This window comes from Campylobacter sp. Cr9 (genome assembly GCF_020138295.1).
GTDB lineage: Bacteria > Campylobacterota > Campylobacteria > Campylobacterales > Campylobacteraceae > Campylobacter_E.
Genome location: NZ_JACGBH010000010.1, coordinates 50195 through 74431, shown reverse-complemented (window position 1 = coordinate 74431; position 24237 = coordinate 50195). Strand labels below are relative to the sequence as shown.

The 24237-nt window shown below is 29.4% G+C and carries 20 protein-coding genes; 3 read left to right on the top strand and 17 right to left on the bottom strand.

Going from position 1 to position 24237, the window contains the following annotated elements; translation table 11 throughout:
* The 9 genes from AVANS14531_RS06300 to mltG form a co-directional block, all read right to left on the bottom strand.
* A complete protein-coding gene (locus AVANS14531_RS06300; RefSeq protein ID WP_336611730.1) occupies positions 1 to 1584 on the bottom strand; it encodes a DASS family sodium-coupled anion symporter in 1584 nt (527 codons plus the stop codon).
* 41 nt (positions 1585 to 1625) lie between these two features.
* Positions 1626 to 2198 carry a 2-oxoacid:acceptor oxidoreductase family protein gene (locus tag AVANS14531_RS06295; protein WP_336611729.1) on the bottom strand — a complete coding sequence of 191 codons (573 nt, stop codon included), beginning with the start codon at positions 2196 to 2198 and terminating at the stop codon, positions 1626 to 1628.
* The gene (locus AVANS14531_RS06290) at positions 2195 to 3049 is read right to left on the bottom strand and encodes a 2-oxoglutarate ferredoxin oxidoreductase subunit beta (RefSeq protein ID WP_336611728.1); all 855 of its coding nucleotides are present in this window, start codon (positions 3047 to 3049) and stop codon (positions 2195 to 2197) included. The genes AVANS14531_RS06295 and AVANS14531_RS06290 overlap by 4 nt, the downstream gene beginning before the upstream one ends.
* A complete protein-coding gene (locus AVANS14531_RS06285) occupies positions 3049 to 4173 on the bottom strand; it encodes a 2-oxoglutarate synthase subunit alpha (protein ID WP_239816916.1) in 1125 nt (374 codons plus the stop codon). Before AVANS14531_RS06285 ends, AVANS14531_RS06290 begins: the two co-directional genes overlap by 1 nt.
* Before the next feature lie 2 nt (positions 4174 to 4175).
* Positions 4176 to 4478 (bottom strand): 4Fe-4S binding protein, encoded by a 303-nt coding sequence (locus tag AVANS14531_RS06280; RefSeq protein ID WP_336611727.1) that lies wholly within the window; start codon positions 4476 to 4478, stop codon positions 4176 to 4178.
* 43 nt (positions 4479 to 4521) lie between these two features.
* Positions 4522 to 5391: a succinate--CoA ligase subunit alpha gene (gene sucD, locus AVANS14531_RS06275; protein WP_239816918.1), complete on the bottom strand. Its 870-nt coding sequence runs from the start codon at positions 5389 to 5391 to the stop codon at positions 4522 to 4524.
* A gap of 10 nt (positions 5392 to 5401) precedes the next feature.
* Positions 5402 to 6565, bottom strand: coding sequence for an ADP-forming succinate--CoA ligase subunit beta (gene sucC / locus AVANS14531_RS06270; RefSeq protein WP_239816919.1), 1164 nt, complete (start codon positions 6563 to 6565; stop codon positions 5402 to 5404).
* 9 nt (positions 6566 to 6574) lie between these two features.
* Complete coding sequence (locus tag AVANS14531_RS06265; protein WP_336611726.1) at positions 6575 to 8746, bottom strand: NADP-dependent isocitrate dehydrogenase; 2172 nt, start codon at positions 8744 to 8746, stop codon at positions 6575 to 6577.
* Between the two features lie 82 nt (positions 8747 to 8828).
* A complete protein-coding gene (gene mltG, locus AVANS14531_RS06260; protein WP_442862404.1) occupies positions 8829 to 9827 on the bottom strand; it encodes an endolytic transglycosylase MltG in 999 nt (332 codons plus the stop codon).
* Here mltG and AVANS14531_RS06255 point away from each other — a divergent pair.
* The 3 genes from AVANS14531_RS06255 to AVANS14531_RS06245 all read left to right on the top strand — a co-directional run bounded on the left by AVANS14531_RS06255 (position 9724) and on the right by AVANS14531_RS06245 (position 14512).
* The gene (locus tag AVANS14531_RS06255) at positions 9724 to 12237 is read left to right on the top strand and encodes a YhdP family protein (protein WP_336611725.1); all 2514 of its coding nucleotides are present in this window, start codon (positions 9724 to 9726) and stop codon (positions 12235 to 12237) included. The two genes, mltG and AVANS14531_RS06255, sit on opposite strands and share 104 nt — an antisense overlap.
* Before the next feature lie 65 nt (positions 12238 to 12302).
* Positions 12303 to 13313 (top strand): hypothetical protein, encoded by a 1011-nt coding sequence (locus AVANS14531_RS06250; RefSeq protein ID WP_336611724.1) that lies wholly within the window; start codon positions 12303 to 12305, stop codon positions 13311 to 13313.
* A 167-nt stretch (positions 13314 to 13480) separates the two neighbouring features.
* Complete coding sequence (locus AVANS14531_RS06245) at positions 13481 to 14512, top strand: cytochrome-c peroxidase (RefSeq protein ID WP_336611723.1); 1032 nt, start codon at positions 13481 to 13483, stop codon at positions 14510 to 14512.
* Positions 14513 to 14648: 136 nt separating this feature from the next.
* Here AVANS14531_RS06245 and AVANS14531_RS06240 read toward each other — a convergent pair whose 3' ends face one another.
* From AVANS14531_RS06240 to AVANS14531_RS06205, 8 genes are read right to left on the bottom strand one after another with little or no spacing between them, the layout of a single operon-like run.
* Positions 14649 to 15119 carry a tRNA (cytidine(34)-2'-O)-methyltransferase gene (locus AVANS14531_RS06240; protein WP_336611722.1) on the bottom strand — a complete coding sequence of 157 codons (471 nt, stop codon included), beginning with the start codon at positions 15117 to 15119 and terminating at the stop codon, positions 14649 to 14651.
* Positions 15112 to 16173: a CCA tRNA nucleotidyltransferase gene (locus AVANS14531_RS06235; RefSeq protein ID WP_336611721.1), complete on the bottom strand. Its 1062-nt coding sequence runs from the start codon at positions 16171 to 16173 to the stop codon at positions 15112 to 15114. The genes AVANS14531_RS06240 and AVANS14531_RS06235 overlap by 8 nt, the downstream gene beginning before the upstream one ends.
* Entirely contained in the window at positions 16173 to 16535 is a 363-nt protein-coding gene (locus tag AVANS14531_RS06230; RefSeq protein ID WP_239816927.1) for a CiaD-like domain-containing protein, read from the bottom strand. Before AVANS14531_RS06230 ends, AVANS14531_RS06235 begins: the two co-directional genes overlap by 1 nt.
* Positions 16532 to 16774, bottom strand: a complete 243-nt coding sequence (locus AVANS14531_RS06225; RefSeq protein WP_239816928.1) for a hypothetical protein — start codon at positions 16772 to 16774, stop codon at positions 16532 to 16534. Before AVANS14531_RS06225 ends, AVANS14531_RS06230 begins: the two co-directional genes overlap by 4 nt.
* Positions 16762 to 17811: a 3-isopropylmalate dehydrogenase gene (gene leuB / locus AVANS14531_RS06220; RefSeq protein ID WP_336611720.1), complete on the bottom strand. Its 1050-nt coding sequence runs from the start codon at positions 17809 to 17811 to the stop codon at positions 16762 to 16764. Before leuB ends, AVANS14531_RS06225 begins: the two co-directional genes overlap by 13 nt.
* Positions 17808 to 18284, bottom strand: a complete 477-nt coding sequence (locus AVANS14531_RS06215; protein WP_239816930.1) for a 3-isopropylmalate dehydratase small subunit — start codon at positions 18282 to 18284, stop codon at positions 17808 to 17810. The genes leuB and AVANS14531_RS06215 overlap by 4 nt, the downstream gene beginning before the upstream one ends.
* 9 nt (positions 18285 to 18293) lie before the next feature.
* Complete coding sequence (locus AVANS14531_RS06210; RefSeq protein ID WP_336611719.1) at positions 18294 to 21521, bottom strand: S8 family serine peptidase; 3228 nt, start codon at positions 21519 to 21521, stop codon at positions 18294 to 18296.
* Positions 21511 to 24237: a S8 family serine peptidase gene (locus AVANS14531_RS06205; RefSeq protein WP_336611718.1), complete on the bottom strand. Its 2727-nt coding sequence runs from the start codon at positions 24235 to 24237 to the stop codon at positions 21511 to 21513. The genes AVANS14531_RS06210 and AVANS14531_RS06205 overlap by 11 nt, the downstream gene beginning before the upstream one ends.

The window sequence follows — 24237 nt, the reverse complement described above, 5'->3', positions numbered from 1 at the left end:
TTAATAAAATCCTAGTATTTTCCACCATACTAAGCCGACGCAAATCATTACTACAATATCAACAACGCTTACTATAAATCCTACTATCCACCATCTATTAAGACTTACATAACCACTTCCAAAAACCACTGGTGCAGTTCCTGTCGCATAATGAGTTAGCGCCATCATAATATTTCCTGCTGCTGCTAGCATAAAAGCATATAGCATAGGCGGTGCTCCTAAATCAAGCCCCGTTTTATAAAATACCAAAAACATCGCTGAAATGTGAGCCGTTGTGCTTGCAAAAAAATAATGAGAATACAAAAATGCTAAAGTAAAAAATATCATAATAAAAGTAGTGCTAAGTCCTAAAGATGAAGCTACTAATTTTAATTCTTGACCCAAAAACGCAGCTAAGCCTAATTTATCAAGCATAGTTGCAAGCATAATTAAAGCAGCAAACCATACTAAAGTATCCCATGCAGTTTTTTCTGCTAATAATTCATCATATTTTAAAACCCCAGTTAAAAGTGCAATAGCAAGTCCTAAAGCAGCAACACTAGCAGGATCAAAACTTAAAGCCTTTGAATACTCACTAAAGCCAAACCAATTAGCAAAATTGCTAGGCATTCCAGCCCATAAAAATAAGCATAATCCAAAAATACTAAGCATGATTTTTTCATCTAAACTAAACTTACCCATAGCTGCTAATTCTTTTTTAGCAAGTTCTCTTGCATCAGGCGTTTGTTTTAGCTCAGGTGGACTTAAAAAATATATCACTAAAGGCATTAGCAATATTGCACACATACCAGGAACAAACATTCCTAAAGCCCACTGCCCCCATGTAATACTAATATTTGTATTTGTTGCATCTGAGATTAATTTTACTACAAGTGGATTTGGTGCAGTTGCAGTAATAAACATAGCTGATGTAATTGGGTTTGATTGATAATTTACAAGACTAAGATATGTTCCTGCTTTATTTTGTGTAGGGCTATTTGGCTCTGAACCTAAAGCTTTAGCAATTGATTGAACAATAGGGTTAATAATACCACCACCCCTTGCTGTATTTGATGGAGTAATAGGAGCTAAGAATACTTCGCTTAAAGCAATTGAATATCCTATACCTAAAGTTTTTTTACCAAATATGCTTAAAAAATAAAACGCTAATCTTCTTCCAAGACCAGTTTTAATAATACCACGAGCAAGCATAATTGATATAACTATAAGCCAAATTAAGCTATTTGAAAACGCACTTAAAGCATCTTTAATAGCAGCTTTGCTTCTTGCAGCACCACTAATATCAGCACCCACACTAATTGTGCTTATTGCAACAAATGCAATAGCTATTAAGCTAACTGCGCCAAGTGGCATAACCTTTAAGATAATACATAAAATCGTAGCTATAAAGCAACCTAAATAAATCCATGCAAGTCTAGCATCACTTAAACTTAAACTAAAAATTTTTTCACTTGAAAAATCAGGATGAGCTTTTAATAAAGCTGCTTGTTTTATAGAAACTAAACTTTCAGGAACCGGAATAAAAACAAAAGAAAGAGCTATTAATATACATAAAATAGCTAATGGAATTTTGTCCTTTGACATAAGTTTTCCTTAAAAAGCCCCATTTAAGGGGCGAAATTAAATTATTCTCCTAAAGCTTCTTTAGCGTATTTAATACCTAAATCATAAGCTTTAGCATTTGCATCACGAGTTTTTGCTGGAACGTGGCTTAACATTACTTCTTTTACAGCTTCAATATCCATACATTTGCTCATATAAACAGCAATTGCAAGTGCTACAACTGATTGAGTTGCAACATTTCCAACTTCATCTTTTGCTATTGTAATAATAGGAATTTCAATTATTTTAAATTTCTTCCTATCTTCTTCGCTAGGTTTTACAAGGTTTGGTTCAACTACTATAATACCACCTTCGCAAACGCCATCTTTAAACCCTGCATAGCCTTTTTGAGCAGTTGAAAGCATAAAAGAAATTTCTCCTTCTACTGCGTAAGGAAATAATATTTCATTATCGTCTAAAATAATATCAACCTTAGTTGGACCACCACGAACTTGAGAAGTATAGGTGCTTGCTTTTATAGCATAACCACCATTATTATTGCTTCCGCCCTTTTCCATCCAAGCAGCTGCTAAAATTTCTCCTGCGGTAATTACACCTTGTCCGCCTTCTCCACCAAATCTTAGTTGGAATTTCATTTAGCACCTCCTAAAGCATTTAAATCTACCATTCTATTTGCTTGTGCTGCACGGCGAACTTCTTCATAAGCTTTGCAATACTCAGGCTTAGTTTTATTCTCATATAAAATTCCTGTTGGGAATTTATTTGCTCTTTCTTCTTCGCTTAATTTATCAAATTTTGATTTTTCTACTGAGCGATTACTAATCCAATCAAGCATTTGAACAGCTTCACCCATTTTGTTTTTACGACCTAGGTTAATATGGCAGTTACTAAAGCAATCAATAAAACTATAACCCTCATGGCTCATTGCTTTATAAATCATATTCTCAAGCTTATTTGCTTCAATTACATTACCACGAGCAATAAAACTAGCACCTGCAGCTTTTACAAGCTCACAAGCATCAAAACTTGGGTCAATATTACCAAATTGAGCAGTAACTGTATAAAATCCTTGTGGAGTCATTGGGCTTGTTTGAGAGTTTGTAAGTCCATAAATAAAGTTATTAATCATAATATGAGTTAAATCTATATTTCTTCTTGCTGCATGGATTAAATGATTACCACCGATTGCAGTTGTATCGCCATCTCCTGTTACAACGATTACATGCTTTGTAGGATTTGCTAATTTTATACCTGTTGCATAAGCTAATGCACGACCATGAGTAGTATGAACTGTATTGCAATTTACATAAGAGCTCATTCTACCGCTACAGCCAATTCCACTAACCATACAAACATCGTTCATATCCCAGCCCATTTTAGCAATAGCTTTAATAATACATTTTAAAACAACACCATCACCACAGCCCCAGCACCACTGAGTAGGCATTTTATCTACTCTTAGATATTCATCATAATTAAATGACATTAGAAACTCTCCTTTACTTTTGCTTCAATTTCACTTGGAGTAATAGGACGACCATTAGCTCTATGTAAGCTAGCAAAATCATCTCTTTTACTTGCTCTTTGAATTTCTTCTAAATATTGTCCCATATTTAGCTCTGTTACTAAAATCTTTTTAAATCTTGAACAAACTTCAGCTAATTTTTTCTCATGCACTGGATATAAAGTAATAGGTCTAAATAAACCAACCTTATAACCTTGTGCTCTAAGTCTAGTAATTGCTTCTTTTGCTGCACGAGATACACTACCATAAGCAATAATACAAATATCAGCATCATCTAGCATAAATTCTTCAAATAATGCAATTTCATCAACTTTATTTTTTACCTTACCTATAAGTCTTTTCATATTATAATCAACTATTTTTCCATCTTCTGTTGGAAAGCCTATATCTCCATGATGAAGTCCTGTTACATGGTAGCGATAACCTTTAAAGAATGGATTTAAAGTAGCTGGTTCATTCATTTCTGCTTTATATGGCTTATATTCTTTAGGATCACCTGTAAATTCACGGCGTGGTTCTATTTTTAAATCTTTTATTTCAGGTAAAATTGCCTTACCATTCATATGTCCAACCGTTTCATCCATTAATAAAAACACTGGAGTTGAATATTTATTCGCATAATTAAATGCAGTAATTGTTAGATTATAACTTTCTTCTAAACTTGCAGGTGCAATAGCAATACTTGCCATATCGCCATGACTTGGAGATTTAGCTTGGAATAAATCACCTTGAGCAACACGAGTTGGTAAGCCAGTTGAAGGTCCTCCACGCATAACATTTACTATAACGATTGGAATCTCAGCTATATAAGCAAGTCCGATTTGCTCTGATTTAAGGCTAATTCCTGGACCACTACTTGCTGTCATTGCTTTTGCACCACTCATAGCAGCACCTAAGGCAACACTAATTCCACTTATTTCATCTTCCATTTGTATAAATGTTCCATTATTTTTTGGTAAAAGATGGCTTAATTCATGAGCTATTTCACTACTTGGAGTGATAGGATAGCCACCAAAAAATGTGCAACCACAATCAATTGCAGCTTGAGCTATTAGGTTATTTCCTGTTGATATTACTTCTCTCATTGTTACGCCTTTAACTTTTTAAAATTATTAGCTTTAATTGCTGCAGCTCTGTCTTTGCCTTCTTGAGAAGGTTTTGCAAACTTAAAGCTCTTAGCATCAGCAACATTAATCGCAAAATCAGGGCAGTGATTTTCACAATCTCTACATCCGATACATGATTCTGGATTAACCACTTCAATCATTTGACCAAGCACTGCACTTGGCTCATCTCTCATAGCAATAACACCCATAGGACAATAGCTTACGCATATATTACAGGCTTTACATCTTTTCTCATCAACCCATACAGGAGCGTTAGTTTCCATTTGTTTTCCTTTCTTTTACCTAGCCAAAAGGCTAGGATTTAAATTACTTTAAAATTTCTTTGATTTTTTTACCGATATCTGCAGGAGAATCAACTACATGAACGCCATAGCTCTTTAAAGCTTCTTTTTTAGCAGCAGCACTCTCATCAGCACTTCCAACTATTGCACCAGCGTGACCCATTCTTTTACCTTTTGGAGCTGTTGCACCAGCAATAAATGCTACTACAGGTTTAGTTATGTTTTCTTTTATAAATTTAGCAGCTTCAACTTCTAAGCTTCCACCGATTTCACCTATCATAACAATAGCTTTCGTTTGCTCATCTTTTTCAAACTCAGCTAATAATTCTTTATAAGCAAGTCCTATGATTGGATCTCCTCCGATTCCAACTGCAGTTGTAATTCCATAACCACCTAAAACAACTTGATTTGCTGCTTCGTAAGTTAATGTTCCACTTTTTGAAATTACGCCGATATTTCCCTTTTTAAATATAAAGCCTGGCATAATTCCTAATTTACATTCATCTGCTGTAATAATTCCTGGGCAATTAGGACCTATAATTTTCATACCTTTTTTATTTGCATAAGCTTTTGCAAACATCATATCTTTTACAGGAGTGTGTTCTGTAATTACAACTGCAAGTTTAATACCTGCATCAGCTGCTTCAATAATACTATCTCCAACAGCAAATGGAGGAACGAAAATTAAGCTTGTATCAGCACCAGTTTTACTAACTGCTTCTTTAACTGTATCAAATACAGGTTTTCCAAGATGAGTTTCTCCACCTTTAAATGGAGTTACACCACCAACAATATTTGTGCCATAAGCAATGCATTGCTCTGCGTGAAATGTAGCTTCTTTACCTGTAAAGCCTTGAACTATTACTTTTGTATTTTTATTTACTAATATACTCATTATTTTCTCCTTACTTTACTAAGCTTTTTACGATTTCAGCACCATTTGCAAAGTCTGTTGCTGCGTGAATATTTTTAAGACCTGAATTGTCTAAAATCTCTTTTGCTTCTTTAGCATTTGTTCCATCTAGGCGAACAACCACAGGAATATCAATTTGCGTTGTTTTAGTAGCTTCTAATACACCATTTGCAATTCTATCGCATCTTACGATACCACCAAAGATATTGATAAAGATTACTTTTACATTTTTATCTCTCATAATAATTTCAAATGCTTTTGCAACCGTTTCAGCACTTGCTCCACCACCAACATCTAAGAAGTTTGCAGGTTTGCAACCACTATAATTAATAATATCCATTGTAGCCATTGCTAAGCCTGCACCATTTACCATACAAGCTACATCGCCATCAAGTTTTACATAGCTTAAGCCATATTTACTAGCTTCAAGTTCAGCTGGATTTTCTTCTGTTTCGTCTTTTAATTCTGCAATATCAGGATTTCTATAAAGACCGCTATCATCAAAACTCATTTTTGCATCAAGCGCGAAAAACTCACCTTCAGCAGTTTTTATAAGTGGATTTATCTCAACTAAATTAGCATCTTTTGCTAGATATAATTTATATAATTTATCAATAAATGTAATTAGTTTTTTACCTTCATCTTTATTAAGTCCTAGAACTTTTACAACTTCAAGTCCATGGAACATTTTAAAGCCGATTGCTGGGTCAATTGTAACTTTTGCTATTTTTTCTGGTTGCTCTGCTGCAACTTTTTCTATATCCATACCACCTTCGCTTGATGCTATGATTGTGATTTTTTCTTCCATTCTATTAAATAATAATGCTAAATAATATTCTTTTTCTATATTTGCACCGCTTTCAATATAAAGCTTTCTAACAAGTTTTCCTTCAGGTCCTGTTTGATGAGTTACAAGATTCATTCCTAAGATTTTTTCAGCATACATTTTAACTTCATCTAAACTCTTAGCGATTTTTACACCGCCACCAAGACCACGACCACCTGCGTGGATTTGAGCTTTAACAGCCCAAACACTTCCGCCTAATTCTTTAGCATTTGCTACAGCTTCTTCAACACTAAATGCAACCTTACCTTTTAATGTAGGCACACCAAACTTAGCAAAAATTTCTTTTGCTTGATACTCGTGTATATTCATTTTTACTCCTTAAATTGATTTTATAATATTATTAAATGTAACACTTGGTCTCATGATTTTTTCAGCTACTTCGCCTAAAACATAATAACCATCTAAATCCACAGCTTTTCCTTCTTCATTCATATATTCTTCAATAATTTTAGAAGAATTTGAATTCAGATTTTCAGCAATGTTTTTGAAGTGATTTTTCATATTTTCATCTTTATTTTGCTTAGCAAGTGCATTTGCTAAATAAATTGCAAAATAAACATGACTTGTTCTATTGTCATTTTCTTTTGCATTTCTACTAGGTGCTTTATTTTCATTTAAATAAGTAGCAATTGCCTCATCAAAAGCTTCAGCTAAAACCATAGCCTTAGCATTTCCTTTATTTCCTTCAAATTCTAATGAGCTTTGAAGTGCTAAAAACTCACCTAAACTATCCCATCTTAAGTGATTTTCTGTAATTACTTGCTCTACTTGTTTTGGAGCTGAACCACCAGCACCTGTTTCAAACATTGCTCCACCATTTAGCATAGGAACAATTGAAAGCATTTTTGCACTCGTGCCTAATTCTAAAATTGGGAAAAGGTCTGTTAAATAATCTCTTAAAACGTTTCCTGTAATTGATATGCAGTTTTTACCACTTCTAATTATTTCTAAACTTTTTTTGCAAGCCTCATAAGGACTTAATATTAAGAAAGTTTCTCCTAATTCTTTTTTAACTAAATCAATGATTATTCTATCGCTTGCTCTTTTACTATCAAGCCAGAATATTCCTTGCTCGCCACTTAATTCACATCTTTGTTTTGCAAGTTTTATCCAGTTAGCTATTGCATCAGGTTTAGCTAGATTTATTCTATAAATATCGCCTTTTTTAACATCATGTGAAATTAAAACTTCGCCATTTAGTTCTATTTGATAAGTAGCGTCTAAGTCAGCTATGAAAGTTTTATCATGTGAGCCGTATTCTTGAGCTTTTTTAGCCATTAAACCAACGTTGCTAACCGAACCAACCACGCTTGGATTAATTGCACCATTTGCTCTCATATCATCTAACACAGCCTTATAAATAGTTGCATAAGTTTGATCAGGGATAACTGCATTTGTATCCATTTCATTGCCGTTTTTATCCCATAACTTAGCACCATTTTTAAGCATTGCAGGCATTGAAGCATCAACTATTACATCGCTTGGAACGTGAAGATTTGTTATGCCCTTGTCAGAATTTACCATTGAAATTGGAGCTCTTGTATTTAAAATCTCTTCATATCTTTTTAGGATTTGCTCTTTTTTGCTTGAGTTTTCAACCTTGCTTAAAAGTTCGCTTAAGCCGTTGTTTGGATTTATTCCTAAATTTGCAAACTCATCGCCAAACTCAGCAAATAAGTCTTTAAAATATACCTTAAGTGCATGAGCGAATAACACAGGATCGCTTACCTTCATCATTGTAGCTTTTAAATGAAGTGAGAATAAAATATCTTCTTTTTTGCAAAGCTCTATTTGTTTTTCATAAAACTCATCTAATTTTGCAACATTCATAAAAGTTGCATCCATTACTTCGCCACTTACAACTTCAAATGATTTTAGTTCAGTTTTTACACCATTTACAACTTTAAATAATCTTGCTGTGCCATTTTCTTTAACTAAAACAGCTTTTTCATTTGAGAAAAAGTCATCGCTATTCATACAACTTACAAGGCTTTTACTATCTTTACTAAAGTTTTTAGTCTTATAAGGATTTGCTTTTGCATAGTCTTTAACAGCTTTTGTGCTTCTTCTATCTGAGTTTCCTTGTCTTAAAACAGGATTTACTGCTGAGCCTAAAACTTTTGCGTATTTTTCTTTAATAGCCTTTTCTTCATCGTTTTTTGGCTCATCTGGATAATTTGGAACATTTATTCCTTTGCTTTGCAATTCTTTTATGCAAGCTTTAAGCTGTGGAATTGATGCTGAAATATTTGGTGTTTTAATAACATTAGCACCATCTTTTTTAACAAGCTCTCCTAAATGAGCTAAAGCATCTTCGCACTTTTGTCCATTTAAGCACTCAGGAAAACTAGACATAACTCTAGCAGCAAGTGAAATATCTGCAACTTCAACTTCTAAATTAGCATGCTTTAAAAAAGCCTTTGCTATCGGTAAAAAGCTAAGAGTAGCCAGTGCCGGTGATTCGTCTGTGAAAGTATAAACAATACTCATTTTAACTCCTTTAAATTTGAATTTAAAGGAATGTATTACTACTCGGTAAATGGCAAGTAAGTGAATAAAAAAGCTAACTAGACTATCTTTGTCTAGCTACTTCTTGCTCGTGAGCTTGTAAAGTTGTGTTAAACTTGTGAGTTCCCGTTTTTTTATCTCTCATAAAATATAAATAATTTGTCTTAGCAGGAGAAATTGCTGCAAGTATTGCAGGGGTTGAAACGTTACAAATTGAAACACTTGGAAGACCTGAGTTTTTATATGAATTAAACTCTGAATTATCTTCTCTAATCATTTGTGGTGTTACTTTTACATGTGAATTCATTCCGTAATTTAGCATTCCGTCCATTTGCAACTTCATGCCCTTATTTAGTCTATTATAAATAACACTTGCTACAATAGGCATCTCGCTTTCGTTCGCTGCTTCTTTTTGAATAATACTTGCAACTATAACAAAACGATAAAATTTATATTCTGTATAATCTCCAAAAACCTTTTTGCTTATTGTTTCATTGCGTTTTTTCGTAAAATCTAGTAAATATTTTATAAATAATCTTTCGCTAATACCTAATGGAATTGAATAAGTATCAGGTGTAAGCATTCCTTCTTTTCTACTTGATTGAGAATATAATTCATCTAATAATTTATCAGGATTTAAGTTAAGCTTTTTAGCTGCAACTTCTCTTAAAAAATATTCACTTGTTTCGCCTGGAATTAATGTAATATTTACTAAGGCTGCTTTATTTTTCGTAAGTTCATTTAAAAACTCCCATCTTAAAAGCTGTGGTTTTGATATTGCTATCCATCCACTTTGAGGTTGTCCGAAAAATAATAATAAATATTGGTCTAATTTGCTAAATTGCAATTTTGTATTATTTAAACTTGTTATAATCTTTGCGTTTGAGCCTTGCGGAACATATACTACTGAGTTTGACTTCACAGGTTGCAATAAATAAAACAAAATAGCTAGGATAAAGATGAAAAAAACATCTAAACACATAAATAAAATAGTAAAAAGTCTTTTTATATTCATATTTTTAATAATTGCCTTTGTAATTGTATTAGCTAACGGAATTTCAATTAGGAATTTAGAATTACCAAATATTGAAATAACAGAGCTTTATATAAAACTTGATAAAAAATTAATATTAAATGCAAATAAAGTTTATATCAAAAAAGCAAACAGCAATGAAGATATAAACATCAATGCACTTAGAAAAAAAATCCTAGACTTAAAAGAATTTAAACAAATTTTAGCATTTTTTCAAAACATAAACATTAAAGAAGTTAAAGTAAATGATAGCGATAAAATACAAGTTTATTATGATCAAAAACATTTAAATATTTCTAGCAATGACATTGAAACAAATCTAATAATAAATCCATATTTAAATGAATTATTGATAAATATAAGTAGTTTAAGATATAAAGATTTGTATTTTTATGGAGATTTAAGAATTGCAAAAAGCATAGAAATAAAAGGCTATTTGCATTCTAAAAACAATGATTTAAATGCTAAATTAAATGTAATTAATAGCAAAAATGATTTTTCTTTGGATATAGAAAAATTAGAAATTAAAAATCAAGAAAAAGCTTTGGCTCATTTTGATAAATATTTAAAGCCTATTATGAAAGAATGGCTTATAGATAGGGTAAAATTTGAAAATTTTAAAGGTAGCTTTGCCTTTTATATAAAAAATAATAAATTAGAAAAATCATTAGGAGATGGAATATTTTTTAATGTAAATGTAAGATATAACGATAAAGCTCCGATAGCCTATGCAAAAGAAGTAAAACTAGCATTAAATGATATGCAATTAGACATTACAAGCTCTAATTTAAGTTCTTTAAATAATGTTAAAGTAGATAGTTTTAGCCTTAATTTTGATAATTTATTACGCCCTAATATTTTAATAAATATACAAGCAAATAATGTATTGTATAACGAAGGAATAGAAAAAATCATCAATGCTTATAATGTATTTTTAGGTTTAAAACAAACTAGTGGAACTTCAAAAGCAAATGTAAAAATAAGCCTAAGAAATGATAAAAAACACGATGTTTTAGTAAATGTCAAATCAAACGGAGCATATACTTTTAATAATCTTAAATTTAATGCTAATGTAAATGTTAGCGTAAATAATAAATTAGTAAATGTTACAGGAGATGCAAATACAAACGAGATTAAAATAACTAATGGTGTTTTTAAACTAGATGCAGGAACTAAACTAGCAAGCATAGAAGCTAAAAATCTAAATATTGATTATAAAGAATATTTTAATTTTAGTGATAGTGCTAAACTAAACCTTAATCTAAACACCAAAACACTTGAATTTCCTAAACTAAATTCCACGATTTATTTAGGCAATGATTTGCTGATTAAGAGCAAAATTGTTGATTTGTTGCCGTATTCTAAAAAACTTCAAAGTTTAAAATTTAGCAATGGAGAGATTGAATTAAGCAGTAAAAATGATGTATTTTTTGTAAATATTACTAATGCGATGTTTGATTTTAATATCTATAAAAATAATCCTAATAATTTAGATAATAATTATAAATATATTAAAGATGATTTTTATATAAGCATTAAAAAAGATGAAACAAAAATAACGACTAAAAGCAAATTAGTTGAACTTAGCTCAAAAAATAATAAAACAATTATAAATTTAAACAATGCAATAATTGATGCAAATAAACTAGATAACGATAAAAGCGATAATTCTAGCATAGAACTTAATTTAACTAATTCTAAGATTTTTTATAAAGATTTTAATCTTAATTTTGAAAAACTAAACCTTAATAAAAGCAATTATCAAACTATGATAAAAGCTACTTTTAAAAACGGCGGAGAATTATCGGCTAAAATTAGTAAAGATAGTTTTTTAGCTTATATTAGAGAGCTAAGCCACAAAACATTAAATGAAATCACAAATAAAGAAATCTTTATAAGTGGAGAAATTGACCTAGATGCAAATGGTAAAAATCTTGATGATTTTGAGGGTTTATTAAATGTTAGGGGGGCATATCTAGCAAATACAAAAAACTATATAAATCTAATAGCGTTTATTGAGAGCGTTCCTAGCATTATGACTTTAAATAAGCCTGGTTTTACTAAAAAAGGTTTAGGAATTAAGTTTGGCTCAATTGAGTTTAAACATAAAAACAACCTAATAAATATTGAAAATGTAAATATCTTAGGTTATAGCATTGATTGCAGTGGTAAAGGAATTATTAATCTTAATTCAAAAACAGCAGATATTGTTCTAAATATTTTTACTTTAAAAAATACAAATAAAATAATCAGCAATATTCCTATCGTAAAAGAGATTTTCATAGGTGGCAAGGATAATAAAATCGCAACTCAGCTAAAAATCAGCGGAAGTCTTGATAATCTTGAGTATAAAACTACTCTAGCTAAAGATATTTTAACAAGTCCCTTTGTATTGCTAAAAAATATCGTAACCTTGCCTAAAAACTTAATAATTAGGTGATTTATTTTTGGAATTTGAATTAGAAATTACGAAACAATCTAATAATTAATATTAAAGGAGAGTAAGTGCTTAAAATATTAACTATTTTACTAATTACAAATATTTATTCATATCAAATAAATAAGTTAAAAATAGAGCTAGATAGTATTTATAAAAGCTTTCCTTATATTACCAAAGAAATAAGACAAGACCAAGATGAATTTTTAAAAAATATTAGTGATTGTAAAGATGATAATAATTGCATTATAAATTCTTATAAAGCTAGGATAAAAGAACTTAGCACTAGTCTTGAAAACTCAAAAACCTATCCTAAAGAATTAATAGAACATATAAAAATAATTCAAGAAAACTCAACTGAGTGTTATAAGCGTAAATGCACAGTAGATTGCGAAGAGATATCAATAAATAATTTTTGGCAAGATTTTTTTAGATATAAGGATATAAAAATCAAACCAAAAATTGTAGATGCTAAGCCTTACTCAAGCCAAGAAGTAAAAGACACTCTTAAATACTGCTGGGATTTAGGGCTTGATAGAAAAGTTTATAAAAATTTAGGGCGTGATAATATCTATGGTGTTGATAATGATGTGAGTTATTCTTTTTTTGAAGTTGATAAAAATGGAGAGCTCTATTTTGCAAGTAAAATTAAGGGTAAAAAATACATAAAAAAACACAAAAATATAACTATTAGCGATGTAATTTTAAATGATAAAAATTACTTAGCTTTATTAGGTAAAATTGGAAATATTTTGTTTATAGAAAAAGATTTTTGCAATCATCCTATTAAGAATAAAAATCTGTTAGATGTCATAAAAAAATCTAATAGAATAAAAATATCAACAGATTTTCATGAGCTTACACAAAGAATTTTTACGATAAATTACAAAGAAAGAGATTATTTTTTGGTTTATAAGATTTACTATTATAATGCATATCCAACATATGAAATTTATATACATAGTATTGCAAATATTGTATCTAACGCATATTATCTTTACACAAGAGCATACCCTTATACATTTACTGAATTAGAATCTTTACATTGTGAAACAAATTTAAAAAAGGAGAAAGAATAATTTCTAATTCCTATTTCAAATTCTTTTAAATTTTAATACTTTTATGGCAGTAATTAAGATTTTTTATTAGTTAGTAAAATATAAATTTTTAAAAAATTATATAAATAATATTTTTTATTATCTAAAAAACTTTATAATTTTTCTACTTTATTTAAAAGGAGAAAGTAATGAAAAAAATTATGTTATCTTTAAGTTTATTAGCAAGTTTAAATGCTAGTAGTTTAATAGAAGCTGCAAAAGACGCAGGATTAGTTGCAATTCCTAGCGATAAAGCAAAGCTTGAAGAATTAATCAAGCAAAACGCACCTGATTATGTAGAATATCCAACCACAAAAGAAAGAGTTGAGCTAGGTAAGAAGCTTTATTTTGACCCTAGAATTTCAAAAAGTGGCATAATCTCATGTAACACCTGTCATAATCTAGGGCTTGGTGGAACAGATGGCATACCTGCTAGCACAGGTCATAAATGGTCGCCAAACCCACACCATCTAAACTCTCCAACGGTTTATAACTCTGTATTTAACTCATCTCAGTTTTGGGACGGAAGATCAGGTCATTTACAAGATCAAGCAAAAGGCCCTATTCAATCATCAGTTGAAATGGCAGCAGTTCCTAGCGAAGTAGTTAGCAAGATAACTTCTATTCCTGAGTATATTCAAGAATTTAAACAAGCTTATGGAAAAGATGTAAAAATTGATTTTGATTTAATTGCTACAAGTATAGGAATATTTGAAAGAACTTTAATCACTCCTTCAAGATTTGATGATTTTTTAAATGGTAATGAAAAGGCTTTAAGTGATGATGAGAAAAAAGGTCTAAAATTATTTATAGATAAAGGCTGCACCGCTTGTCATACAGGAATTAACCTTGGCGGAACTCTTCAAGCATTTGAAGTAGCTAATAAATATCAATACGCTAATATAGGTGATTTTAAAGGAGATAGCGACGGACTTATAAAAGCTCCAACTCTAAGAAATATAGCACTAACAGCTCCATATTATCATAATGGTGCGATTTGGGAACTTGAAGAAGCTGTGAAATCTATGGGTAAAATCCAACTAGGAATTGATATAAATGATAGTGATACTAAATTAATCATTTCGTTTTTAAAATCACTAACAGGTAAAATGCCAGAGATTAGCTACCCTATTCTACCTGCTTCAACAAACAAAACCATTAAGCCTGATTTAGAGTATTAAAAGTCTTAGGATGAAAATCCTAAGCCTAATTCTATTCGTAATTTCAGGAATTTGAATTAGGATTTTGCTTTTAATAATTTAAGTTTAATAATCCTTTATGTAAAGTTTTAATTCAAATTCTAAGATTTTAATTTGCTTATTCTAAAGTAAAATTTGAATAATTTTGTCTTAAAGCTTCACCACTTAAAAATGCTACACTTTGAGCTAAATTTAGCGACCTTCCATAGCTTTTCATAGGAATTAAAAAAGTATTTTTATCATCTAAAATAGCTTTAATTTCAGGTTGTGGAAGACCAAAACTCTCACTCCCAAAAACAATAAAATCACCCATGCTAAAACTAGCATTAAAATAGGCATTGTTTGATTTTGTGCTAGCGAATTTCATTTTTGAAATATCATTATTTTCTAAAAAATGCTTAGCATTATCCCAAAAAATAGGCTCTAATTTATCCCAATAATCAAGCCCTGCGTGCATAATCTTTTTGCTTGAAAAGTCCAAAAAATGAGGTCCAACTAAATGCAATTTAAAACCTAAGTTATAACACATTCTACCTATCGTACCTACATTTCCTGCAATTCTTGGCTCAACTAAAACTATATTAAACATTTTTTAAATACTCCTTGATAGCTATTTCTTCGCATTTTAATGCTTCTTCTTTTGAGCTTATATTTTCATATAAAACTTTTATTTTATCATCATAAATTCCTAGTTTTAAAGCTCTTTTTTTAATATCTTTATTAAGCCCTAACCATTCTTTTAAGGGCATTTTAATAGCGATTTTGCATAAATTATAATCATCTATAATGCTAATTTTTGGCTCTTTTGTTAAAAATAAAAGCATTTTTTTATAAGGCATTAATTGATAATATATATTAAAATAATCAATGAAATAAAAAAACATTAAAGCAAATCTTTTTTCCTTGCAAACTAAAAATTTATTATCTTTAATCTTTTTTAAAACTGAAAAAAAACTAGCTTTACTAACATTAAAACCAAAGCATTTTTCAAATAAATTAAGCTTATATAAATAATAAAGCCCTATTTCTGGGTATTTTGCTTCAAATAATTTTATTAATTCATTATAAATTCTATCTTTGCTAAGATTTGAAATATCAATTTTTTTTAAATATTCTAAATCTTTTTTATTAGTCTTTAATTTAAATCTAGCAATAAATTGAATGAATCTTAAAACCCTTAGCGAGTCTTCTTTAAAAGTATCATAATTTACTATTCTAATAAGCTTTTTTTTACAATCTCTTATGCCTTTATGTAAATCTAATACTTCTTTAGTAAAAATATTTATCATAATTGTATTCATACAAAAATCTCTTCTTAAAGAGCCTTTATATTCATTATTTTCAACTTTTACACTAAAATCTGTATGTAAATTGCCTATTTTTGTTTCGGTTCTTGCAAGTGCTAAATCGTAGTTTTCTTTTTTATATACAAAAAAACTTTTTCCAACACCTAAAGCATTTAATTCTTTAGCTATTTCTTCCATTTTACCTGGGCTTACATCATAAATTTCTATATCGTAATCATTTGTGTGATTGTTTAGGTAAATATCCCTAACACAACCACCTACAAAATAAGCTCTTTTTGTATATTTTGATAAAGTTGATTTGATTTCTAAAAAGGTCTTTTCATTCCAAGGAAGCATTAATTTTTTAAACGCTCTTCAATATTTGCTAATAAAAATTCAATAAAAGAAATTGTAATTTCCAATCTTTTTTGCAAATCTTCTTCATTTTGTTTTGTATTTAAAGCTTCAAAAAGAACCAAAATTCTTTCTTTAATCTTTAATAAATATTGCTTTTCATAGTTTGTTAGCATAGGAGTTTGTTCTTTGTTCTTTTGTATATCTTCAATTTTTGATATTAATTCTTCTTCTACGCTTTCTTGATTTATTATCTTAATATCTTCAAGTTTTTCTTCTTTTTTATTTTCATATTCTTTTTTTACTTCTTCGGCTGCAACTTGAGATAATCTATCTATCATTTGTGATAATTCTTCATTATTCATATATTTAATAACCACCTTTTAAACTCATTATATTCTTGTTCGCTTTTTGCATTCATAAAAAAATCATACATTAATAAATTAAGCTCTAATTTATGAACCTTTGCTCCACTTAATCTAAAAATACCTTCCTTAGCTGCTTGATTATTTTTATCTTTTTTTAAAATATTTTTATAAATCTCAAGGGCTTCAGCTCTTAGCCCTTGTTCTTCATATATTTTTGCAGCTGTTATTGTTTGCATTCACAATACTTTGCTATCAAATTACCCATTTCTTGAGTATTTAATTTAATCTTTGCATTAGCTAAATCAGCACAACCATAGCCTTCACTTATAGCTTTTTTAACTGCATTTTCTATTTTTGTAGCATTTTCTTCATCATTTAACGCAAATCTTAACATCATAGCAGCGCTTAAAATTGTAGCAATTGGATTTGCAATGCCTTGCCCAGCAATATCAGGAGCACTTCCATGAATTGGCTCATATAAGCCAACCTTACCACCTATACTTGCACTTGCAAGTAGTCCGATTGAGCCAACTACCATACTAGCTTCATCACTTAAAATATCTCCGAATAAATTTTCAGTTAAAATTACATCAAATTGCTTTGGATTTTTTACAAGTTGCATTGCAGCATTATCTACATACATATAACTAAGCTCAACTTCTGGATAATCTTTAGCTAATTCATCGCAAACTTCTCTCCATAAAGCTGAAGTCTCAAGAACATTTGCTTTATCTACCATACATAGTTTTTTACGGCGTTTCATTGCACTTTCAAAACCTATTTTTGCAATTCTAATAATCTCATCACGGCTATAAACCATAGTATTATAAGCTTTATCGTATGACTTTTCTCTTGGCTGTCCAAAATAAATCCCACCCGTTAGCTCTCTTACTACAAGTAAATCAACGCCTTTTACAACCTCAGCTCTAATTGTACTAAGCTCTTCAAGTCCTTCATACACAAAAGCTGGGCGAAGATTTGCAAAAACTCCTAAAGCTTTTCTAAGTGCAAGCAATCCACTCTCAGGTCTTAAATGGCGTTCTAAATTATCCCATTTAGCCCCACCAATTGCTCCAAATAATACAGCATCAGAATTTAATGCTGTATCGATTGTCTCTTGCGGCAGTGGAACTCCAACGCTATCAATTGCTGCTCCACCCATTAAACATTCTTTATATTCTAAATCAGGGCGAACAACTTTTAAAACTTTTATCGCTTCATCAATTATCTCAGGCCCTATTCCATCACCTTTAATCACACAAATTTTACTCATTTTGCCACCTTACTAGCGTATTCAATAAGCCCACCAGCTGCAAGTAATTCTTGCATAAATTCCGGAATTGGATTTATTTTATAGCTTTCGTTTTTTGTAATATTTTTAATAACACCATTTGTTATATCTATGTCTAATTCATCATTTTCTGCAATTTTATCAGTATCATTGCATTCAAGTATTAAAAGCCCTGTATTATATGCGTTTCTATAAAAAATTCTTGCATAAGTTTTTGCGATTACGCATTTAATATTTGCAGCTTTTATAGCTATTGGAGCATGCTCACGACTAGAACCACAGCCAAAGTTTTCGCCTGCAACTATACAATCATTCTCGCCAATTTCTTTAAAAAATCCCGGTCTAGCATCTTCCATAACATAACTAGCCAAAACTTTTTCATCGCTTGTATTTAAATATCTTGCAGCAATGATTAAATCTGTATCTATATTATCGCCAAATTTAAAAACTTTCATGTATCTCCTTTAAAAAATATAATTAATTCCAAACATAAATTCATTTGTATAATTCTTCAAATTTTTAGCTTTGTCAAAATCTGTTGAAAAATCAAAATGTTTTCCTTTATTTGTTGAATTATTATTATACATATAACTTAACTTATAGTTCATAATCATTTTTAATTGATTATTAAATAAATATTCTATGCCTATATTAGCATTACTTACGAGATTTTTATAAAAACCATCACTTATTTCAATTTTATTTAAATAATTTAAATTTCTTCCCTTTAGTGAATAATCTTTATAAAAATTATATTCTATATCAGTTCCTACTGATAATGATAAATTATCAAAATAAGTATTTAAATTAAAACCAAGATTAGCATAAGAATAAAATTTACTAAAACTATCAAGCCCTACGCTAAATTCATTTCCACGCTCATTAAAGCTATTTTGCCTACTATAAATCCCATTTATAGCAATATAAGGCTCAAACAGATTTGAAACAAAGCCATCGCTGTGTAATTTATAAGATAATTTTAATGTATATGCTAAAGAATTATCATAAAATTTTGCAAAATTATCAAATCTTTGGGTTTTATTTAAAGTATTTAAATAACTTAAATTATTTGATATTACTAGGTTACTTAAATCATAAGTTAAATTAGCCTTTAAACCTATTGTTTTAGCGTCATTTTTAAAATTATCATTATACATATTAACACTATCATAAACAAATCCAAAAGCAAGTTTTAAATCATCTTTAATTAAAGCATTACTTATTAAAGTTTTGCTTGAATTTGCTTTTAAATCATCAATACTATTATGTCCGAAACTTTGCTCAATATTAAAATTATTTTTTAAAGCACTTGCATGAATATTTTTAACTCTTGCAATATTCATAAGGCTGTTTTTATAAAAATCTGTTGCAAAAAGCTTATTAGTATTTTCTTCTAATTTATCTTTTGTAGTATTTAATACATTAGCATAAAACAAATCAGCTCTTTTTAAGTTATACTCAGCTTCACTTAAAGCCCCATCAAGATTGATTTTATTATACGCTAAATCATTGCTTGTTTTATCTTGTTTTTTACTCTCGTAATCTAAATAATTATCAAGTTGAGTGAATAATAATTGATAATTTTTCTTAGCAAAATCATTTAAATCATTTGCCTTATCTAAATCAATTCTTTTAACCATTACACTTACTTTATCGTTAGCATAAGTTGGCTCGTTAATTTCTAGAAAAGTTACTAATGATTGAACTGATTTAAACCTATCTTCAATGCTTTTTGCTGTTAATATATCAACATTTTGACCTTGAGCAATATTAACACCTGATTTTACTCCTACTAAATTAAATTCTCCATCTAGCTTAGCATTTCCTAAAACCCTAAAACTCTCACCTAAATTTGAATAAATCTTACTATTTGCACCTAATGTAAGACTTCCTAAAGTCACACCTTCATTTACTAAAACACTATTATTAGTAATGCCACTTACTATTGTATTGCTTAATCTTAATACACCATTTGTATTTGTAAAATGTGCTTGATTTTTCTTACCTGCTAGCCATAAAGTTCCATTTTTAATCTCACTTGCACCTGTAAAGGTATTATCTCCACTTAAAACTAAAGTTCCTATGCCATCTTTAATAAGACCATAACTACCTTTAATATTATTTGAAAATACATATAAATTATCTAAATCAACATTAGCATAAAAGTCTTTTCTAAACTCAGCTACTCCATTCATAGCACGAGCAGGATTTAAAATACCAACACCAAAACGAGCCTTTATTTCATCTTCTGTGCTAGTTGAACTAGTAACCTTAAATGCAGTTGTAAATAAACTTTCTTTAATATTATCATTACTCATCCAAGGATATTTTTCATAAATTAAAGCAGCCACACTAGCAGTTGCTGGAGCACTATAACTTGTGCCTTGATGTCCGTTTATTACAAAAGGAGCTGAAATACAATCATCCCAACCATATTTTTTGCAAGTATTTCCGTAATGATAAACTTCTTTAACAAGCCCATCATTATCTGTTATATAAAAATGCTTTCCATATTCATCTACTCTTGCTTTTTCTGTTTTATAACCTAATACAATCACCCAACCTTTTCTTAAAGGGCTATCAATAGGTAATGCGTGAGTTGTAAAAGGCTTATCAATATTATCAATAACATTTCCTGCTGCATTAAATACTAAGGCATTATTCTTCATAATTGCTGTATAAAACACACCTGTATTAGGACTTGAATTATTTAATTCGTGATATTCATAAGATTGATTAAAAAATCTAACTCCACTATTTGATAAAGCATCAATCGTAGCAGCTAGATTTATCTTATCGCCTTTCTCGTCTTCACTAATAGGACTTACTATATTTGCAAATTTTATTTTATTTGCAATAAGACTTGCAGTATCCATTACATTTTTGCCATGTAAAATAGGATTATTGTTGCTATCTTTTAAAAATGAACTTGAATATGCTTTACTTTTAAAATTCTCATTATTTAATCTATTTTCTAAGCTATTCCATTTATCATTTGTATTGTTTATATAATCATAATGCTCATTAAATAATACATTTGTTAAATCATTTGTCCCTGAATCATTTATACCTATAATAATTCCATTACCTAAAAAACCTTGATTCCAATTAGGACTAAATCCATAGCTTGATTGCTTTGCTTCTGCTCTTGAATTAACATCATTTATATTTGCTTTATCATTTGAGCTTTCATAATTAGAAACATTATTCGCTACACTAAAAGTCTTTAAAGAACTATCATAAAGCTTGCTAAATACTTCTACGGCTTCTTTATTTTCGCTTGTTAGTTTTGTGCTTAATTCAACTTTGTTTTCTATTTTAATGCTAGGTAAATTTGTATAAGTTTCTTTAATTTCTGCTTTGCTTATATTTGTATTAACAAGATTTAGCACTAGATTTGGCTCGTTTGTATTAGGAAGATTTGGCTCAACTAGATTTGGAATACTAGGTTCTGGCTTATTTGGAATTGGCTCAACTGGACTAGGAACACTAGGCTCTGGCTTATTTGGATTATTTAAATCCGGATTAATTGGAAGTGGATTAATAGGCTTTGGAGTAACTTGATTTGGACTACTTATAGGTGTTGCTTTTGGAGTGGAATTTGAAATCGGAACTACAACTCCACCACCGCCACCACAGGCGCTAAATAAAACCAAAATAGTGGCTAATGATAACTTGCTCTTAAAATTCATATAAAAATCCTAAATAAAATTTATTTGTATAATGCTTTTTTGCGAAAGTATTATAATAATGAAAATTAAAATTTATTTTATTATTTAAACGATAATCAAAACTAATTCCCAAATTATGCAAAAATCTTTTATAAAAACCATTTGAGATTTCTAAATTATTAGAAAAATCATATTTTGCTAAAAAATAAAAATCTTTATTAAAATTATATTCTAAATCAATAAAAGGCTTTATTTTGATATTTTGAAAATCAAAATTCACATTTAAACCTAAATTAGCATAATAAAAATCTTTTTTGAATTTTTCAAATTTTAAGGCTAATAAATCACTATTTTCACTAAAGGCTTTTTGATAATACTTTAAGTAATTAAGTCTTAAATAAGGGCTAATTTGATTATTTAATCCTAATTCACTTGAAAGAACAAGAGCTTTATTTTTAAAACTTGAACTTAAATTAAATCTATTTACATTATTTTTAATATCAAAATACGAAATCAAATTCTTTAAATAATAATCATTTAAATCTAGGTTATAACTAGCTAAAAATCCTAAAGTTTTAGCATTATTTTTAAAATTATCATTATAAATGTTTGCATCATTATATATAAAAGCAAGACCTAAATTATCAATATTATGAGCTATTTTAAAGTCATACGAGCTTTCTTTTAAATCGCTGATTTTATTGTAATTATAGCTTATGCTTGAAGTATCATTTAAATTTTTGCTTACGTTTTTAATCCTTGCGATATTTAATAATGAATTTGTATAAATGTCTTCTGCAAATAATAATTTCGTAGTAGGTATTAATTCATCTTTTGTTGTATTGATTATCGCACTTGCTACTAAATTATATTTTAAAAACTCATTTTCGCTTAAATTAGCATTTAAATTGGGCTCTTTATAATTTGCTGTATCTAATGGTAATTTAGTTTTATTATTTTCATAAAACAATCTATCAAAATGTGTAAATAAACTTGTGTAATTTTTCTTTGCATAAGCATTTAATTCAGGTAATTTGCTTAAATCTTCAATTTTATCAACCTTTATACTAAGCTTAGTGCTTTCATATTTTGGCTCTTTAATTTTTAAAAATACTGAGTTTGAAACTATATTTTTAAATTGTCCTTCAATACTTCCTGCTGTTAATAAATCTTCTCTTTCCTTATTTAAAGTATAATTGTATTTAACGCCAACTATATTCAAATCCCCATCAAGCTTAGCCTTATTCACCACATTAAATTTTTCACCTATATTTGTATAAATTTTACTTGTATTAAAAAGAGTTAAATTATTTACACTAAGCCCTTCATTAACTAAGGTTCCATAATTTGTAAGATTTGCAGCACTTGCATTACTCATTCTTAAAATTGCATTATTTATAACATTTGCTTTATTTGTATTACTAAGCCATAAAGTGCCTTTTTTAATATTTATATCACCTGTAAATGTATTTGCTCCACTTAAAGCAAGAGCTCCGATTCCATCTTTAATAAAATTTGCTGAGCCACTAATATTGTTTGAAAATACATATAAATTATCTCTATCTACATTAGCATAAAAATCATGCCTTAAACTTGCAACCCCATTCATTGCTTTTGCAGGATTTATAATGCCTTCTCCAAAATGAGCTTTTACATCATCTTCATTTGTTCCATAAACCTTATAAGCTGTAGTAAATATACTTTCTTTAATATTATCATTACTCATCCAAGGATATTTTTCATAAATTAAAGCTCCAAGGGTTAAAATAGCTGGGGTGCTAAAGCTAGTTCCCGCATTGCCATTTATTGAAAAAGGTGCTGCTATACAATCATCCCAGCCATATTTTTTACAAGTATTTCCTGCAGCATATACATACTTTTTTACCCCATTGTCCATAATATAATAAGTATCTTTATATCCTGATGGTTTTTTATCATAATAACCAAGTGCTATTATCCAGCCTTTTCTAAGTGGGCTATTTAAAGGAAGTGCATGGTTTGAAAAATCTCCAGTAGTTGGAGCGTTTCCAGCTGCACTAACAACAAGAGCGTTATTTTGCATAATCGCTGTATAAAAATCTCCTACATTATCTTCACTAGTATTAATTAATCCTGTTCTAGCAAATGAGCGATTGAAAAACCTTACCCCACTATTTGATAAATAATCAATAGTTGCAGCAAGATTTACATTATCTCCTGAGCTTAAATTATTTCCATCTGAATCAATTAAAGGTAAAGGCACATTAGCAAACTTTATGTCTTTAGCTAAATGATTTGCTGTATTCATTACTAAAGTTCCATGGTTTGCTTTTTCTTTTGTTTTTTCATTGATTAAAATAGAGCTTTTATAAGTTTTTTGAGTAAAATTAGCATTATTAGCTCTATATTCTAAATCGTTCCAATATAGTGTTGCGTGATTATTGTAATCATAATGATAGTTAAAAGCTAATTTACTTAAATCTTCTGTTCCTGAATCTAAAATCGCTAAAATTATTCCTGTGCCTAAAAATCCTTGATTCCAATTAGAACTAAATCCAACGCTTGTAGTATAAATAGAAGCATTTTTGCCCGCAACGAAGTTTAAATACTTACTATCATATAAACTGTTTCCTAAATCAAATTCCGCAGTGTTTTGATAATTTGAATAAGTTTTTACAACAGGTGTAGGTGAGCTTGCACCGCCTCCGCCGCATGCACTTAAAAATAATAAACTAGCTAATAAAATACTAAATCTCAA

Coding starts and splice junctions, on each gene's coding strand:
- AVANS14531_RS06230 (WP_239816927.1), bottom strand. CDS start 16,535: ATGAATAATGAAGAATTATCACAAATGATAGATAGATTATCTCAAGTT.
- AVANS14531_RS06285 (WP_239816916.1), bottom strand. CDS start 4,173: ATGAGAGAAGTAATATCAACAGGAAATAACCTAATAGCTCAAGCTGCA.
- AVANS14531_RS06210 (WP_336611719.1), bottom strand. CDS start 21,521: ATGAATTTTAAGAGCAAGTTATCATTAGCCACTATTTTGGTTTTATTT.
- AVANS14531_RS06300 (WP_336611730.1), bottom strand. CDS start 1,584: ATGTCAAAGGACAAAATTCCATTAGCTATTTTATGTATATTAATAGCT.
- sucD (WP_239816918.1), bottom strand. CDS start 5,391: ATGAGTATATTAGTAAATAAAAATACAAAAGTAATAGTTCAAGGCTTT.
- AVANS14531_RS06240 (WP_336611722.1), bottom strand. CDS start 15,119: ATGTTTAATATAGTTTTAGTTGAGCCAAGAATTGCAGGAAATGTAGGT.
- AVANS14531_RS06215 (WP_239816930.1), bottom strand. CDS start 18,284: ATGAAAGTTTTTAAATTTGGCGATAATATAGATACAGATTTAATCATT.
- AVANS14531_RS06280 (WP_336611727.1), bottom strand. CDS start 4,478: ATGGAAACTAACGCTCCTGTATGGGTTGATGAGAAAAGATGTAAAGCC.
- sucC (WP_239816919.1), bottom strand. CDS start 6,565: ATGAATATACACGAGTATCAAGCAAAAGAAATTTTTGCTAAGTTTGGT.
- AVANS14531_RS06295 (WP_336611729.1), bottom strand. CDS start 2,198: ATGAAATTCCAACTAAGATTTGGTGGAGAAGGCGGACAAGGTGTAATT.
- AVANS14531_RS06255 (WP_336611725.1), top strand. CDS start 9,724: ATGAAAAAAACATCTAAACACATAAATAAAATAGTAAAAAGTCTTTTT.
- AVANS14531_RS06290 (WP_336611728.1), bottom strand. CDS start 3,049: ATGTCATTTAATTATGATGAATATCTAAGAGTAGATAAAATGCCTACT.
- leuB (WP_336611720.1), bottom strand. CDS start 17,811: ATGAGTAAAATTTGTGTGATTAAAGGTGATGGAATAGGGCCTGAGATA.
- AVANS14531_RS06245 (WP_336611723.1), top strand. CDS start 13,481: ATGAAAAAAATTATGTTATCTTTAAGTTTATTAGCAAGTTTAAATGCT.
- AVANS14531_RS06235 (WP_336611721.1), bottom strand. CDS start 16,173: ATGCTTCCTTGGAATGAAAAGACCTTTTTAGAAATCAAATCAACTTTA.
- AVANS14531_RS06225 (WP_239816928.1), bottom strand. CDS start 16,774: ATGCAAACAATAACAGCTGCAAAAATATATGAAGAACAAGGGCTAAGA.
- AVANS14531_RS06265 (WP_336611726.1), bottom strand. CDS start 8,746: ATGAGTATTGTTTATACTTTCACAGACGAATCACCGGCACTGGCTACT.